12 protein-coding genes are annotated in these 17264 nt (G+C 51.4%); 5 read left to right on the top strand and 7 right to left on the bottom strand.

The window, feature by feature from the left end; genetic code table 11:
* Positions 1–12: 12 nt before the first annotated feature.
* Positions 13–300, bottom strand: coding sequence for a hypothetical protein (locus B3M32_RS02245; protein ID WP_290743262.1), 288 nt, complete (start codon positions 298–300; stop codon positions 13–15).
* On the opposite strand from B3M32_RS02245, the gene B3M32_RS02240 reads away from it, so the two are divergent.
* From B3M32_RS02240 to B3M32_RS02225, 4 genes are all read left to right on the top strand, one after another.
* The gene (locus tag B3M32_RS02240; protein ID WP_290743259.1) at positions 259–1035 is read left to right on the top strand and encodes a hypothetical protein; all 777 of its coding nucleotides are present in this window, start codon (positions 259–261) and stop codon (positions 1033–1035) included. The two genes, B3M32_RS02245 and B3M32_RS02240, sit on opposite strands and share 42 nt — an antisense overlap.
* 191 nt (positions 1036–1226) lie before the next feature.
* The gene (locus B3M32_RS02235; RefSeq protein WP_290743256.1) at positions 1227–2960 is read left to right on the top strand and encodes a glycosyl hydrolase family 5; all 1734 of its coding nucleotides are present in this window, start codon (positions 1227–1229) and stop codon (positions 2958–2960) included.
* A gap of 87 nt (positions 2961–3047) precedes the next feature.
* Positions 3048–4367 carry a glycosyl hydrolase family 5 gene (locus B3M32_RS02230; protein WP_290743253.1) on the top strand — a complete coding sequence of 440 codons (1320 nt, stop codon included), beginning with the start codon at positions 3048–3050 and terminating at the stop codon, positions 4365–4367.
* Positions 4368–4454: 87 nt separating this feature from the next.
* Positions 4455–5729: a hypothetical protein gene (locus tag B3M32_RS02225; protein ID WP_290743250.1), complete on the top strand. Its 1275-nt coding sequence runs from the start codon at positions 4455–4457 to the stop codon at positions 5727–5729.
* A gap of 45 nt (positions 5730–5774) precedes the next feature.
* Here the strand turns inward: B3M32_RS02225 and B3M32_RS02220 are convergent, their stop codons facing one another.
* The 6 genes from B3M32_RS02220 to B3M32_RS02195 form a co-directional block, all read right to left on the bottom strand.
* Positions 5775–6899, bottom strand: a complete 1125-nt coding sequence (locus tag B3M32_RS02220) for a nucleotidyltransferase domain-containing protein (protein ID WP_290743247.1) — start codon at positions 6897–6899, stop codon at positions 5775–5777.
* A gap of 67 nt (positions 6900–6966) precedes the next feature.
* Complete coding sequence (locus B3M32_RS02215; RefSeq protein ID WP_290743244.1) at positions 6967–7104, bottom strand: hypothetical protein; 138 nt, start codon at positions 7102–7104, stop codon at positions 6967–6969.
* Between the two features lie 31 nt (positions 7105–7135).
* Entirely contained in the window at positions 7136–7276 is a 141-nt protein-coding gene (locus B3M32_RS02210) for a hypothetical protein (RefSeq protein ID WP_290743241.1), read from the bottom strand.
* Positions 7277–7292: 16 nt separating this feature from the next.
* A complete protein-coding gene (locus B3M32_RS02205; RefSeq protein ID WP_290743239.1) occupies positions 7293–10916 on the bottom strand; it encodes an InlB B-repeat-containing protein in 3624 nt (1207 codons plus the stop codon).
* A 139-nt stretch (positions 10917–11055) separates the two neighbouring features.
* Positions 11056–14397 carry an InlB B-repeat-containing protein gene (locus tag B3M32_RS02200; RefSeq protein ID WP_290743236.1) on the bottom strand — a complete coding sequence of 1114 codons (3342 nt, stop codon included), beginning with the start codon at positions 14395–14397 and terminating at the stop codon, positions 11056–11058.
* 170 nt (positions 14398–14567) lie between these two features.
* A complete protein-coding gene (locus tag B3M32_RS02195; RefSeq protein WP_290743233.1) occupies positions 14568–15539 on the bottom strand; it encodes an Rpn family recombination-promoting nuclease/putative transposase in 972 nt (323 codons plus the stop codon).
* 152 nt (positions 15540–15691) lie between these two features.
* On the opposite strand from B3M32_RS02195, the gene ilvD reads away from it, so the two are divergent.
* Positions 15692–17264 (top strand): dihydroxy-acid dehydratase (gene ilvD / locus B3M32_RS02190; protein WP_290743230.1); only part of this gene is annotated, 1573 nt, incomplete at its 3' end.

Raw genomic sequence — 17264 nt, 5'->3', positions numbered from 1 at the left:
CAGACGTAGGTTTTAGGTGATGAGGGGGAAGTCTCCCCCTCGCTGCAAGCGCCTGCGGCGTTTTCCGCTACCCCCTCTGCGGGGGCACCCCGCAACGCCCCGAAAGCCGAAGAGAACGTTCCGCCGCAAAACCTCTACGTCACGCTCATCGACGACCGCTGCACCGTCTGGCTCGACCTCGCCGGCGAAGAACTCTACAAGCGCGGCCACGAGCGTTTCGTGAACGACGCCCCGCTCAAGGAAACCATCGCCGCCGCGATGCTCTTCGAAGCCATTTCCACACTCCACATCATCCATCATCAATCATCCATCATCAATTATCCATTATCCATCACTCTCATTGACCCCATGGCCGGCAGCGGAACGTTCAGCCTCGAGGCCGCCTACATGGCGAACGGACTCATCCCGGGCAAATGCCGCGACTTCGCTCTAAAGCACCAGCCCGCGTTCAAGCAAGCAACGTGGAACCATATCGTATCGCAGTCATCCTCGCTACGCGAGGAACCATCACTCTTGACCAGTGCGGTTGGCTCAGGAAGTCATACAATCGCGAAAATCATCACTTCGGACATTTCGGAAAAGGCGATCGGCATCATTACGCACAACGTAGAATGTTGTCCGCTCGCGCCGTCCACTACCGGCGAGCAGGCGGCGCCAACCGTCAATCCGCAGTGCCGCGACTTCTTCAGCTACACCGCAAAAGAAATCGCCGACGCCTGCCCGGGCGACGCCCAGCCGGTCATGCTGCTGAACCCGCCCTACGGCAAGCGACTCGACTTCGACGCACCCAAGCTTTACTCGAAAATCGGCAAGAAACTCTCCGAGCTCGCCCGCGCGCTCGAGCCTCTCGGCAAGCACCTTACCGTCGGCATCCTCGCCCCCAAAGACGACTCCCGTGACGGTTCGAAATTCACCTGCACCGGGAACCTTTTAAGCGAGTTTCCCGAGCTCGATCCGGCACGCAATCCGCGCGCGAAAAAAATCGCCACGAGCCACGGCGGAATCGGTCTGAATGCACTCTTCACAAAGGTTTGAGAAACTTCTCTTTGTAAACAAAAACATGCACAAAAACGCGATTTTGTTTACAAACTTTAACGCAATAAAGTAAAAAAGAACACATCGGGAACACTTTATTTGACCCGTGTCACGCGAATAAAATTTTTACATTGAAAACGGACATCATTAATATAGTTTTTAGGCGAAAAACGCCAAAAAACGAGGTAAAAATGAAGTTTCCGTTCTTTCGATCCTTAGCCATCGCCGGGGCACTTGTTGTCGCTTGGAACTGTTCCGACGAAAATGTTGCCAATGTCGAGCAGCAGCTTGAACAGGCTTTTGTTGACCATGGAACAGCTGACCCCACCGAAATGCCCACGAGATGGGTTATCCACGGTGACGTGACCTATGTCATTTATCCGAGCAACGGCGTCTTCGCCGTCGTCAACGCCGAAGGCACGCCTGTCGGAACATACGACGCCGCTACGGCCACCATCGTGACCCCCGCCAACGAAGTTATCGCCACGGGCATCATCCTCTCGAATTACTCGCAGATCTTGCCCGACGGTTCCGTGCACAATCCCGACGGCTCCGTGTTCGACAAGGACGGCAACATGATAAGCGGCCCGACCAACATCGATCCGGTTGTCGAGTCCAGCTCTACGGGCAACACCACTCCCGATGTCACGCCGACATCCGCCACGACGAACCCGGACGTCAAGCAGTCCTCTTCGTCCGTGCAGAAGGACAATCCGCAGCAGTCATCTTTGTCCGCGCAGAAGGACGATCCGAAACCGCAGTCTTCTTCCAGCAGCAAGTCCCAGCCGACGAACATCGGCTCCATCACGGTCGAGGGCAGCCTGGAACAGAACGTCCAGAAGAACGGCTCCATCAGCACGGTCGTGTTCAAGAACGTCTCCGGCGAACCGCAGAGAGAATGGAACATCTACTTCGTGAACGGCAAGTACGACCAGAACGCCAAGACTTACACGCTTACCGGAACCGTGCCCGACTACCTGAGCGACGGCACGACCCTCTCCGACAAGTACACCTTCAGTGAAGGTTCCGTCACGTTCAAGCTCACTGTCGGCAGCGGTTCTGCACAGCCGAAGTCCTCGAGCAGCGTCAAGTCTTCCAGCAGCCAGCAACAGCAACAGCCGAAGTCCTCGAGCAGCGTGAAGTCTTCCAGCAGCCAGCAACAGCAGCAACAGAGCAGCTCGCAGGGCAGTGGCCAGACCGATGCCGAAGCCTCCAAGTACGTCGATGCAGGCAACGGCGGCCAAGGCGGATGGGCAACCCGTTACTGGGACTGCTGCATGCCTAGCTGCGGTTGGAACGAGAACGCCGGTGGCAACCCGACCAAGACTTGCGACGCCAAGGGAAAGAGCCCCATCGGTAGTGGTAGCGGCAGCATTTGCTCTGGCGGACAGGGAACCACCTGCACAAGCCAGGTTCCTATAATCGCCAGCGACAAGGTCGCCTATGCCTTTGCGGCCGTGCCCGCATCCGCCGGCGGCCAGTGCGGCAAATGCTTCGCCCTCACCTTTACGGGCAAGGGCAAGTACGAAACCAAGGCCAACCACCAGGCACTTAAGGGCAAGACCCTCGTCGTCATGGCCTCCAATATCGGCGGCGACGTGAACCCCGGCCAGTTCGATGTGATGATTCCTGGTGGTGGATTTGGTGCCTTTAACGGATGCGGTCAGATGGGCTGGAACATTCCTAGTAACACTACGCAGTATGGCGGCCTTCTCTCTGACTGCGAAAAAGAAGTCGGCTACGATGGCGACCTGCTCTCGCTGCGCAAGGAATGTCTCACCAAGAAATGTAACAGCGCCTTCGCAAACGACTCCGAGGCAAAACAGGGCTGTCTTTTCTTAGCCACCTGGATGGAAGCCGCAGGCAACCCGGAACACACCTATAAGGAAGTCACTTGCCCGCAGGCTCTCAAGTCAAAATGGTAATTTTGTAGCCCCGCTTTAACCGGGGCTATTTTTGGGATGCAAGGAAACGATTAAATTTGAGGAAAAACGCGAATTATTGAGGTAAAAATGAAGTTTCCCTTTGTAAGAACCCTGACCCTTGCGGCAGCGATCGCTGTCGCCTGGAACTGTTCCGAGGAGGCTGTCGCCGACCAGGGCGGAGAACAACAGGCCGCGGCCGAGACCCTGCCAACCAGATGGATTTTCCAGGGTGACGTCACCTACGTCATTGTCGCAAACGAACAGGGTTTCACTGTCCTTGACGGCGAAGGGAACGCCATTGGCGCCTACGATGTCGCTACCGAAAGCATCATCGGCATGCAGGGCGAACCCCTGGCTGCAGGCATCGACCTGGCCGAATGCACCCAAATCGATTCCGATGGAACGGTACACAATCCCGACGGAAGCATCTACACCGCAGACGGCACGATGATCCAGCCGCCGGTCGTTCCGGAATCCAGTTCCTCCGAAACCATTTACCCCGACCCGGAATCCAGCGCGGACATCGCACTGAGCTCCGCTTCCATCGAGCCCACTTCGGCAGAAGTTGACCCGGAATCCAGCGCCAACGTGGAACCGGCCCGCTCCAGCTCCAGCGTCAAGAGCTCCAGCAGCGCAAAGTCCAGCTCCAGCGTCAAGAGTTCCAGCAGCAGCAAGCCGGCATCTTCGGCCTCCGACAACTCCAGGTGCCCGAATATCCAGGTCAAGGGCGGCGGCGGTTCCGGCTGGGCCACCCGTTACTGGGACTGCTGCGCACCGCACTGTTCCTGGCCCCAGAATACCGGCTATCTTTCCAAGACCTGCGACTCCAGGGGCAAGAACCCCGTCGGCGGTGGCGGAAGCATCTGCAGCGGAGGCGGACAGACCACCTGCACGAGCCACATACCGTTCACTATCGACGGCTGTACCGACATGGCCTTCGCCTTCGCGGCAGTGCCGGCATCTAACGGCGGCGACTGCGGCAAGTGCTTCCAGCTCACATTCAAGGGAACCGGCAAGTACTCCACCGACGCGAACCACAAGGCCATCAAGGGCAAGAAACTTATCATCATGACCACCAACATCGGTGGCGACGTTCAGCAGGGACAGTTCGACATTCTTATTCCGGGCGGTGGCTTCGGCATGTTCAACGGTTGCAGCCAAATGGGCTGGAACATTCAGAATTCCGAACAGTACGGCGGTCTCCTCAGCGATTGCGAGAAGGAGAAGAACTACAAGGCCGCCGCCGTGCTCACCTGCCTCCAGGATAAGTGCAAGAGCTCGTTCGGCAGCGACGAAGAAGCCAAGAAGGGCTGCATGTTCCTCGCCGACTGGATGCACGCCGCAGGCAACCCGGAGCACGATTACGTCGAAGTCGAATGCCCGCAAGAACTGAAGCAGAAATACTAATTGGTACCGCCCCGCCAACACCGGGGCATCTTTAGGATGTTTAGGATTAGTCGAGTTTAAATAATTATTAGAACATTTGAGGTAAAAATGAGATTTCCATTCCTAAAGACCCTGACTCTCGCGGCAGCTTTCGTTGTCGCCTGGAACTGCTCCGGCGAAACGGCGTCCGGCCAGGAACCGGAAGAGCAGGGCGTTTCCGAGCTCCTACCCACCAGGTGGATTTTCCAGGGCGATGTCACCTACGTCATTGTCATGGGCGAAGAATCCTTCTCCGTGCTTGACGGAGCAGGGACTCCTATCGGCCTCTACGACATCGCAACGAACAGCATTTACGGAATGGAGGGCGAGCCCCTTGCAACGGGCATCTACCTGGCCGACTGCACCCAGATAGACCCCGACGGAACGGTACACAACCCCGACGGAAGCGTCTTCGCCGCAGACGGCACGATGCTCCAGCCCCCGACTGTCGAACCCGAAATGTCCAGCGCCATGCCGGAACCCTTGTCTAGCGCCGCTACCCCGGCCTCCAGCGCAGCCGTGCAGCCGAAATCCAGCTCCAGCGTCAAGAGTTCGAGCAGCGTCAAGTCCAGCTCCAGTGTCAAGAGTTCGAGCAGCGTCAAGTCCAGTTCCAGCGTCAGGAGCTCGAGCAGCCGCGCCACCACGACCAATTTCAAGGTCAAGAGCGGCGGCCACCAGGGCCACGGCTGGGGAACCCGTTACTGGGACTGCTGCAAGCCCCACTGCGGATGGGACGGCAACGTAGGCAAGAACGCCCAAGACAAGCGCGAAGCCAAGACTACAACCCAGACCTGCGACAACAAGATGGAAACCATCGGTAACGGCTACAAGAGTGTTTGCGACGGTGGCGAAGCCGGCGTCTGCGACTTCCAGGCCCCGTGGGCAGCCACCGACAACATCGCCTTCGGTTTTGCGGCAGTTCCCGCGGCCGACGGCGCCAAGTGCGGCTACTGCTACCTCCTCACCTTCGACGGCGGCGACCACCAGGGCGGCGGCAACGGCCTCAACGGCAAGAAGATGGTCGTGATGGTGTCCAACATCGGCGGCGACGTGCAGCAGGGACAGTTCGACCTGATGATTCCGGGCGGTGGCGTAGGCATGTTCAACGGATGCAGCAAGCAGCTCGGCATCGGCTCCATGGGCAGCCAGTACGGCGGATACCTCAGCGAATGCGGTGCCGGCAACAAGGGCTGCCTCCTCGACAAGTGCAAGCAGCTGAGCAAGTTCCCCAAGCTCCAGGCCGGTTGCGAATTCCTCGCCAACTGGCTGAACGCGGCAGACAACCCGACCTTCAAGTACGAAGAACTCGAGGAATGCCCGTGGGAACTCGATATGAAGTGGTAAACTTTGGAAGTCCGGCCCTGCCGGACTTTTTTGTTAGAAGCCGGATTATTGCAGGCCTTCCAGCGAAAGCCTGCGCAGCCTGATGCGGACCGGGATGGACCGCACCAGTGTCATCGCGAAGTCGACGCCCGTCCAGAACACCTCCGCCGGCGCAAAAGGCAAACACCGCAGCAGCCTCCACCGCCGCGCAATCCAGCGGCGCACGAGCCCGCGTTCCTCCTCGGTGTAATGCCCGAAGTTGCCCCCCGCAAAAGCCTTGGAAAGCAGCCAACGCCCGCGAAAAGCGTCCGGCTTGCACAGCATGCGGTTCCGCTCGAGGCCAAGCTTCTCGCCCAGCACCCACATCAAGGCGCCAGCCATATGCGACAGCCCGAAGGTTCGCAGGCGCGCGGCAACCTCGGTACGGTCCGCTTCCGTCGAATTCTGCAACAGCACGTAGTAGTCCACTATCTGGCGCAGGCCAATCCCCGTAGAAATAAAATGCCTCTGGATATGCGACAGCTGCATCACCAGCGCGAACCTGATAGACGGGACGCAAAAGCCGACGGGCGCCATACACGCCTTGGCAATCTCGCCTGCAAGGTAGCGCATCATGCGCCGATTCGCAAACGGGTCCTTGTTGCCCGAAGACGGTTCGAAATGGATTTCGACATGGATGCCGTCCGGCCCGGGCGCAAGGTCCACGTGGTGGGGAGCCGCATACAGCATCATCAGGGAATGCTCCCCCGCAACTAGGTTCTTGTGTTTAAGCAGGTCCAAGACGCTCTTGCGGCCGCCTTCTACCCAGAGGTCGATGTCTCCGCACTGGCGGCTAAGCGGGTCCGGGTAGAGCATCGCGTTGGCAGGGCCCTTCAGTACCGCCGTCTTACGCCCGGCCGCCGCAAAGAACTCCGTGAGCCGCGACGCCTCGGCGTTCACCAGGCGGTTATGTCCGCGGACCGTCTCCGCCTCGCTCGCCCACTGGAACGCAAGCTCCATCGGCGGCTGGGCATCTTTCGGCAAGCGCTCGATACCCGCGTAGGCGATCCCCAGCACGGACTGCTCCCCCGCCATGGAATAGAGACGCTCCCAGTCCTCCGCAGACAGCGCAAGTCCCGAAGGCTGCGGTTCTGCAACCCCCAGACCAATCCGCAAAAGCGTAAAAAGAGCATCTTCTAACATCGGGGTCATTGGCCTATATATAAAAAAATCGGGACCGAAAACGATCCCGATAAAATCTATTCCAGACGCATTAAAGCTAGGCGAAATAGTCCTTTTCGCAGTCCCTGAAGCCGGCAGGACCATAATAAGGATTGGACGACTGCATCAGTGCAGTTCGCGCATCAACTTTACATACCTTCATCTGCGGTCTTATGTATGTCTTTTTGTTTTTCATGATGAAAGCCCTATTAGCGGCGAAACAAACATTAATCTTCAGGACATTCCCCAAAGCAAACGTCCACCTCTTTAGGAGCACTATCACATAGGAAACTCTGAACGGCGCAGTCCATGACTTCCATCTGCGGAGTGGCGTATTCCTTCTTCATCTTTTCATTGAATTCTTTCATTTTCGTATTCCTTCTTTTACTTAATAATAGCTTTTTTTCCATTCTTATAGTAGGTTCCCTTCGTAGAAGGCCTCGAATTCAGCCTACGTCCATTCAGGTCGAACCAGCGGTCCATGCGGACCTCGCCCGTAACGGTATTGAGTTTACCCGTCTGTACAACAATGCCATTCTCGTTCTCGATTTCAATATCGAGTTCGTCTGGGAGCAGGATGTTGCTACCAAGAGTGCCGCTAGCAGACTTCGCCGCAACGTTGGCATTCTTATGGTAAACCAGGTAGGCGCGCATCGGATTTGCATAGCCACTTGATTTCACAAACTGACCAAGTTTGGTTCCGACACTTTCTTGACCAGCAAAGACATAGAAAGCATCATCGCTTGTTTCTTCGAATGTCACTAGTTCATATGTCCCCTTGAATTCCCACTTGCCTTTCGAATGTGTCACCGGATTAGATGTATTGAGAATAAAGGATGTTGCATTAAAGGTTACCTGCGTTGCTGAAGGAAGAATAACATACGGCGTATTCGCCTCAACCGTTTCCGTCGTTAAAACCTTGAACTTCCAGCGGCCGTCCACATCGCTCTTCACAACTGTATTGAACTGGTAGACACTGGCGCCAACAACATTGGCTGCAGCTATTTCGAACGGGACGTACAACGTAGAAATAACGTTTTTATTGAACGTGCGGTTCAAAGTCACGCTATTGACAGTAATGTCGGAAGTGATTTCAACAGCATCAGCTTCGTCAAAATTAGGCTCAGTAGCCCCACCATATGTGCCGTTGATGACGGCTGCACGAGTCGTTACAATTTCGCCGTCAACATTGGTATTAGATTCCGTGATGGTGATTGCTCCATACTGAGTTTCAACAGATTCAGGAATCCACTTGGCATAGAAGGTCTTGTCTCCAGTAGAGCCCAGCGGAATTTCCGTCACAGGATTGCCTGCGAAAGCAGGATTATCATACCAGCCAGCAAAGGTGTAACCATCTATAGAACTTGGATCAGGCGCTTTAAGTTCAACAGCAAATTCAACATGATATCTCGCAGTGTTATTGGCCTTAACATTTTTTCCACCCAAATCATAATCTATATTGTAGTATTTGAGCAACTTAGCATAAATGGTCGTATCACCATAAGAGCCTTTCTTAATTATTTGAATCGACTGGGTAAATGCGGCATCCTTGAACCAGCCTCCCCAATAATACTGATCGGGTCCGGGATATATCGGATTTTTAAATTTCAAATCGCCATTATCAAACTTCGTATACGAAGTAGGATTATTAAAATCTGTACAACCATCACACACATAAGTAATAGTATAATGGGCAGTGTTCCATGTCGGATAGAACGTAATGGAAGCGTCAACTTCGTAAGAATCACCATAATCATAGATTTTATCGCCCGTAAGCGTTGTCGTCCAGCCATTCTGCTTGTAACCAGGACGATCATAGCTTTCCCCTAAAAGCGTATAGGGAACACCATGGTATTTCACACCCTGTGAAACGTTCCCTGTTGCACCAGAACCTGCCGCTCTATAGATTATCGCATATGTAACATCAGACCATTTTGCATACAGGGTCAAAGCACCAGTTTTCCCCGGAGCAATTTCAGTAATACAATTTTTCAATTCATAATCGGTACACCACCCTTCAAATTTATGAGCATCATCCAAGGACAGTACTTGTAAGGCTAAGCCATCTACGGTATATGTACTCGGATTTGGATTGGCTGCCCCATTTAGATTCTCATATGTAATATTATAACTATCCTTTTCCCATTTAGCAAAAAGGTTTACGTCTCGATTAATTACTGTATTAAAATCAAATGATTCACCATTAAGGTCTTCATACCAGCCAAGGAAAGTGTAGCCTGGATTCGGATCCATTTTATCAACAGTCAATTCAGCTGCTTTATCATTTTGGTACACAGTACTAACATACGAAGCTGTTGTTGAACCATTCGCAAAGAAACTAACGGTATAAACAGGGGCCGTCGTCCATACGGCAAGCAAAGTCGTATCCTTTGTCGCAAGGGGAAGGTTATCAAGCCCGCCCTCAACAAGAGCATCAGCAGGTGCTTCTGCAAAAGCCCATCCAACAAAATTGTACTTCACATCATTTTCTGTATAAGACGTTGGCCTATCAAAGCCCTGCACCGAAATCCTTTTTCCTTTTTCAATTTTCACTGTCTTGGGAGTACTTGAGCCATCCGTGAAGGTTCCATGATTATCGCCATTAATTGTACCAAACGTAATCATATAAATCGGATTCCAGACTGCATAGAATTTAGCAGCACCTGAAACCGTTCCCAAATTTTGGTCAGGTTGTACTGCATTTTTATTCGTAGACCAACCAACAAAGGCAAAATCATCACGGGTTGGTTTTGTAAGGCCGTCATCGTTAATAACATAATCCGGCTTAATATATTTTACAGCCGAGGTCACATTTCCAGCAAAAAAACCACCATTAGCATCAAAAGTAATCTTGTAGCCATCAGAACTATATTCAATTAAAACAGGACCAGATTCTCCCATTTCCCAAGGCGAATTTTTATCGCATACACCATCAGTGAGAGTCCCATTATTTAACAAACAAATTGTTGCAGCAGAATTCACATTCGGTTGCGGCGTCGTACTTCCTGAAGTCGATCCGCCAGTCGTGGCGCCGATTCCCGCATTTTCACCAGGGAACTGTTCTTGATCATAATAGAGGTTAGAAAGGGTCACCGTTCCTTTATACTGATAGCCGATAATAGTACCAGCCCTACCCGAACTGTCTTTTCCTGCCACTTGGGCAGAACCTTCTGTGGAAAGGGTTTCACCCGCATAAACGCAGGATTCCATTGTGACTAAATTGCCGCTATATTTTTTCGTATAGCCAGCAATTCCACCCACATAAGCTAAACCACTAGCATAAATATCAACTGCACTATAGCAATTTCTTACAGTACCACTCCCCACATTACCTACAATTCCTCCAACGGCCTGGCCATCTCCACTCGTGATGACAACACCCGTCACATAGCAACCTTCAATAACGCTGGCATCTGTACTCTGCCACCCCACTACCGTTCCAATAGAAAGCGGTTTGTCAACCAAGTTTTTGTTATCACCGAGTCCCCCCTTGCCATAACCATGAACTTCAATATTTTCAATAATTAGATTCTTTACAGTTCCAGTGAGACATCCGATAAAGCCTAAATTCTGGGCTGTACCATTTTCCTGGCCATTATTATTATTTATTGGTTGGCCATAATATTTTGTAATTAATTCTTCAGCAGAAATGTACAAATTGGAGATAACATGCTTATTTCCATCAAAAGTTCCCTTGAAAACCTTTCTACCACCATCTCCATTACCTACAGCAATCGGAGTCCAAAGGCTCTTTTTTGACGGGTCAGGATTACTCATATCGAGATTCGCGGTCAGCTTTGCATTATAGTCCCACTTACCACTATTCACCTGTTGGGCAAACCAAGCCAGCTGCTCCTCATTTTCAATCAAATAAAACGTTTTTCCGTCTATAACCTCTGTATTTTGCGGTTGCTCAGTTGACACGCCGTCCCATGCGGCAAACCCCTGCCCCACAAACACGAGGCAGGTCACGATAAATAATGTTTTCAATCTGGTTATAAACTGCATAAAATTTCCCCTTTTTCCTTAAATTTAGCTTTTTTCTGTAAAATTAAAATAAATTTACAGAAAAAAGCGTCGTCAAGAGGGAAAATCGTGAGTCATGTCACGACCGAACCACTATTTCTCTTCAAAAAAGTGGTCCAAATCACTTAACAATGACCCTTTTCCCGTTCTTGTAGTAGGTTCCCTTCACGGTCGGCTTGGAATTCAGTTTGCGGCCCTTCAGGTCGAACCAGCGGTCCATGCGAACCTCGCCCGTGAGCGTATTGAGCCTGCCCGTCTGGACAACGATGCCATTCTCGTCTTCGACCTCGATATCAAGTTCGTCTGGGAGCAGAATGTTGCTACCCAAGCTACCGCTGGCAGACTTCGCCGCAACGTTAGCATTCTTGTGGTAAATCAGATAGGCGCGCATCGGATTGGCAAAGCCACTGGATTTCACAAACTGACCAAGCTTTGTTCCGGCACTTTCTTGGCCTGCAAAGACATAGAAAGCCTTATCGTTTGTTTCTGCAAATGTCTTAAGCTCGTAGGTTCCCTTGAATTCCCACTTACCCTCCGAATGTGTTACCGGATTAGACGTATTGAGTGTCAAGGATGATGCTTTAAAGGTTACCTGCGTTGCTGATGGCAGAATAACATAAGGTGTATTCGCCTCGACAGTTTCCGCCGTTGAAACCTTGAACTTCCAGCGGCCATCAGTTTCATTTTTCTCAACCGTCTCAAACTTGTAAACTTTTGCTCCAACAATTTTATTCGAAGCAATCTTGAACGGGACATACAGTGTAGAAATAACGTTTTTAGTGAACGTTCGGTTCAGTGTCACGCTCTTGACCGTAATGCCCGTAGTGATTTCAACAGCATCATTTTCTTCAAAATTGGGCGTAACAGCACCACCATAAGTGCCGTTGATAACAGCTCTTTTGCCATTTTCATCCGTAAGGATTGTCAATGCTCCAATCGGAGTTTCTGCAGCCTTAACAGAAATCGAACCTTTAGAAGAGATTATCGTGAAAGAACTGGTTACATCTGTACCTGTTTCATCTGTTATAATCAAAGTACATGACGCAGTCTTTTTCCCATCAGAAACATTTTGTACGGTGGGAGAAGAAGACGAAGAAATTGTAAATCCCTCGGGGACCTCACCTTCAACACTACATTCCGCAGCATGCGATTTGGTGTCATATGGGAATTCTGCCGACACAGCCTTTACCGCAATAGTGTTATTCTTCAAGACCCAATGCGGATAGAGGTTCAGCGAAACATTGCTCACTGATTGACCGACATTATATTCAGCGGATGCACTACCATCGCTTGTGGACCAGCCTTCCTGAGTAAATCCATCACGTGTAAATTGATTCGCTATAATGGTATGGGACTCACCATATTCCGTTTGAACAGCCGGAATAAGATTACCCTTACCATAAGCACCAGCATTGTATGTAATCGTAAAGACGTCAACATTCCATATGGCGTAGAGAGTTTTCTCACCCGTTTCACCGGCAGGAATTGAATTCTTTGCATCCGTACTATTATTTTCCTCAGACCATCCAACAAATTGATGTCCTTCCCAAGCACTGGGAGCATTAAGCGCAAGACCATCCACTGTATAAGTCGATGCATTAGATGCTGAACATGCTTCACCACAATTCAAAACATAATTTACATTATACGACTGTTTGACCCAGTTTGCATAAACAGTTATATTACCTGTTATAGGTGTAGTGGAGAAATTAAAAACAGTATTGCATTCAGAGTCATGGCACCAACCATCCAGGACATATCCTACAGCACTTCCAAATTGTTCTTCAGACAGACCTTCTATAGTCTGGTTTTCGAGGACCTCAAGATACTTGGAAACCGTGGGTCCATGTCCATTTGAATGGAAAGTAACTATGTACGTAGGGACTTCTGTCCAAACTGCGTAGAACGTTTTATTATCACTTGCATCCGGGAGGGCGTCAAGACCTGTTTCTTCGTCAACAAGAGCATCTTCTACCGAAGGATTCTCGTTAGAGGCCCAGCCCCTAAAATAATAGTTCTCTCTTTCCGGGTTACCAAATGCGTCACCAATAGAAATTTTCTTACCGAGTTCGACCTTTACGATCTTTTCATCATCTCCATCGGCAAATTTTCCGGGTGCCGCACTAAACGTAATCGCATAAACAGGATTCCATACTGCATAAACCACTTTGTCCTTTGTGGGATTTCCAAGATCTTCCGGTTCAGATGCATCCGAAGAAAGAGCCCAACCAACAAAAGCATGGTTTTCATCCCATGTCGGATTATCAACCCCTTCATTATTGACAACATTTTCAGGCTTTACATTTTTGACAAAGGTCGTTCCACCAGTAAAAGATCCTCCATTTGCATCGAAAATAATCTTGTAGCCATCTGCACCATAACCATCCAGAGAAAGACCGTCTTCCCCGGCAGACCAAGCACCTTCTTTGGAACAAGATCCATCTTGTTGTATTTCACCGCCGTTAAGAGTGCAAGCAATTAAATCTGAATTTAATTCCGGCTCCCCAGAAGGCTCACCCGTGGTGTTTCCTCCCATAGTTGCGCCCACACCAGTCTCAAACTTGTCGCTATCATAATAAACATTTTCAAAAGTGGTATTACCATTATAATGGTTTCCGACAATGGCTCCTGCACTAGAAACAAAGTATTCTTCCTTTCCATTAATTATTACAGTTCCTTCTCCAACAGCAGAAAGGGTTTCACCGGCATAAACGCAAGATGAGATAGTTACATCTCCACTATAATTTTTCGAATATCCAGCAATTCCCCCGACATAGGCAATACCATTTGCAGTGATATTTACAGCACTATAGCAATTACGAATCGTTCCACCACCATTATTACCGACAATTCCTCCAACAGCCTGCCCATCACCAATAGTCAGCATTGTGCCCGTAACATAGCAGTCTTCAACAATGCCTCCACCACTCTGCCAGCCGACAACTGTACCAATGGAAAGCGGGCCTTTAACAGGATTGTCTGTATTAGTGGTGTTAAAATTATTGCCATAGGCATATACTTGAACATCTTCAAGAATCACATTTTGCACATGCCCCTTAAAAGCTCCGATAAGGCCAAGGTTCTGAGCAAAATTTGAAGGATATGCATTATTTGACAAAATTTCTTCGGCACTTATATATAGGTTTCGAATGATATGGCCTTTACCATTAAAATTAACGGCCGTAGCTGATCCTCCTGCTGCAATAGGAACCCAATAGTACCCATCACCTTTTCCCTTCATGTCAAGATCAGCAGCCAATTCAATGCATTTGCCAGGAATTTTCCCAGCAAACCACGCCAATTGCTCCGGTGTAGAAACTTCATAGCATTCACTTGTTGGATTTACAGAGGGTTCTTGGGAACTTGCATGCTTCATCCACGAATCCATCGCACCAAACGCCTGCCCCACGGCAAGCAACCCAAACATTACACACAAAGCGCCCGCAATTGTAAATTTTCGCATACATTGCCTCGTTTTTTTTTCACAAAAATAGAAAAAAATAAGGAAATTACAATATTTTTACGAAAAAAAACAGAAACAGAGGGCTCAAACGTGCCCTTCGTCACGAAAAAATTCCCTTTTTTCGCATAAGTCCTTGATTTTTATGTGATTTAGCGCACTTTTTGAGGGAATTACTTCGCGGCGAGCGCCTCGGCTATTATGGATTCGGAGACGCCCTTCGAGCGCAGGAATTCGGCCATTTCTGCGCGGCCTTGTGCACGGCCTTCAGCAAGGCCTTCAGCAAGACCTTGTGCATGACCTTGTGCATGACCTTCTTCCTGGGCGCGGATCTTGGCTCCAGCCAGCATGATTTCGTAATCTTCTTCGTGTGCCATAGCTTTCTCCTGAACGGACAGAAGTTCGTCGGCCGCGTTGTCCACGCGAATGCGCTCGAGTGCCTCCTCGACGACTCCGCTGCCGAAATCCGGAAGTTCACCGCCGTCCCTGGCGTGATTCAGTAGGTAGAGCCATACATCTACGGCCCCCTTCACCTCGTCGGCGGACTTCGTGAAGTTCGGGATGCTAAGGAAAATATACTTATTTTTTTCCGAAAGTGGTCGAGCACTTCCGCCCTTCAGGGAGATCCTGCTGTAAAGCGCCCACTCGTCCAAATATTCCCCCTCGGCATGGGGCAAGTCGAAGTCGCAAATCCAAATAGATACCGTCTCCGGCAACTGGTAGCGGCGTCGCCTCTGCAAGTCTGCGGGAAGAGCCTTAAATTCTGGAGAATTTTCCATCTCCTTCTTTCCCTTGATAAGCAAAAAGGCCTTATAGAGGATAGTGCGGTCGATGAAAAAGTCGTGTTCCAGGCGCTGCATCTCCACGTTCAGGAACCGGCCCGTCCCGGTTGTTGCGAAGATGTCGAACACCACCTTCTTGCGCTCGGGAAGGCGAAATTCCACGGGCTCCTCGAACCTGAAGCGAAGCGTCTTGATTTTGTCGTCGCCCTCGAGATCAAGTACGCCGTCAAGAAAGTCCTTCAAGGCGGCCTCACTGCCGAAAAACTCCTTGAAAGCCGGGTCGTATGTCGGGTCCAGGTAGACCTTGCCCCTGAACGCCTCCGGAATCGGGTTCTTGCGAATTACTTTTCGATTTTTGTCCATCTTATATTCCTTTTTTTGCGGGTACGCCCCCGCTGGGCGGATGGAGCAGTCCCCACCTACTGTATAAGACGGATTTTTGCCGGGATTTGTGCCATGGAATTTCAAATTTTCTACATTTTTTGAAAAAGTTTAAGACACAAAAGAGGATTATTATGCCGAAACTTCGTTCGCTCAAGACTATGGAAGGCCGCGAAATGGCCGGTGCACGCGCCCTGTGGCACGCAACGGGAACCAAGGTGGAAGACTTTGGTAAGCCGGTGATTTGCGTGGTGAACAGCTACACCCAGTTTGTTCCGGGACACGTTCATCTGAAGGACTTGGGCCAGGTGGTCGCACGCGCTATCGAAGCCGCCGGTGGTGTCGCCAAGGAAATGAACACCATCGCCGTCGATGACGGTATCGCCATGGGCCACGACGGCATGCTCTACAGCTTGCCCAGCCGCGATCTCATCGCAGACTCTACCGAATACATGGCTAACGCCCACCGCGCCGACGCCCTCGTTTGCATCTCTAACTGCGACAAGGTGACTCCGGGTATGCTCATGGCCGCCATGCGCCTCAACATTCCGGCAATCTTCGTTTCTGGCGGCCCGATGGAAGCGGGTCACGTCACGACGAAGGACGGCAAGGACCGCGCTCTCGACTTGATCGACGCCATGATCGATTCCGCCGACAACACCATCAGCGACGAAGAAGTGGCCGCCATCGAAGCTAACGCTTGCCCGACCTGCGGTTCCTGCTCCGGCATGTTCACCGCAAACTCCATGAACTCCCTTACCGAAGCCCTCGGCCTCAGCCTCCCGGGCAACGGCACCATCGTTGCAACGCACGCCGAACGTAAGAAGCTGTTCGAAGCTGCCGGTAAGCGTATCGTGGAACTCTGCCACCAGTATTACGATTTGAACGACGAAAGCATCCTCCCGCGCAGCATCGCCACGAAGGACGCCTTCGAAAACGCCATGCGCCTCGACATCGCCATGGGCGGTTCCTCCAACACCGTGCTCCACTTGCTCGCCGTCGCACAGGAAGCTGGCGTCGACTTCACCATGAAGGACATCGACCGCCTCTCCCGCAACACGCCGTGCATCTGCAAGGTCGCCCCGACCGTCCACAACATTCACGTGGAAAACGTGAACCGCGCTGGCGGCATCATGGGCATCCTCGGTGAACTCGACCGTATGGGCCTCATCCACAAGAATGCAAAGACCGTTCACGCAGCCACCATGGGCGAAGCTCTCGAAGTGAACGACCTCAAGCGTAACCCGAGCGCCGAAGCCAAGCAGCGCTACCTCGCTGGCCCGGGCCGCAAGTACAACATCGAAGCCTTCTCTCAGAACTTCATGTACCCCGACCACGACCTCGACCGCGCAAACGGCGCTATCCGCGACGGCGAACACGCCTACACCAAGGACGGCGGCCTCGCTGTTCTGTACGGTAACCTCGCTATCGACGGTTGCATCGTGAAGACCGCAGGTGTCGATGAATCCATCTGGAAGTTCACTGGTCCGGCCATCGTGTTCGAAAGCCAGGAAGAAGCTGTCGAAGGCATCCTCGGCAACAAGGTGAAGGCTGGCGACGTGGTCGTCATCCGCTACGAAGGCCCGAAGGGTGGTCCTGGCATGCAGGAAATGCTCTACCCGACCTCTTACCTCAAGAGCCGTCACCTCGGCAAGTCCTGCGCCCTCCTCACCGACGGTCGCTTCTCCGGCGGTACGAGCGGTCTCT

Origin of the sequence: Fibrobacter sp. UBA4309 (assembly GCF_002395745.1) — a bacterium.
GTDB lineage: Bacteria > Fibrobacterota > Fibrobacteria > Fibrobacterales > Fibrobacteraceae > Fibrobacter.
The sequence above is the reverse complement of the archived record's forward strand: the minus strand, read 5'-3'. Positions and strand labels throughout refer to the sequence as shown.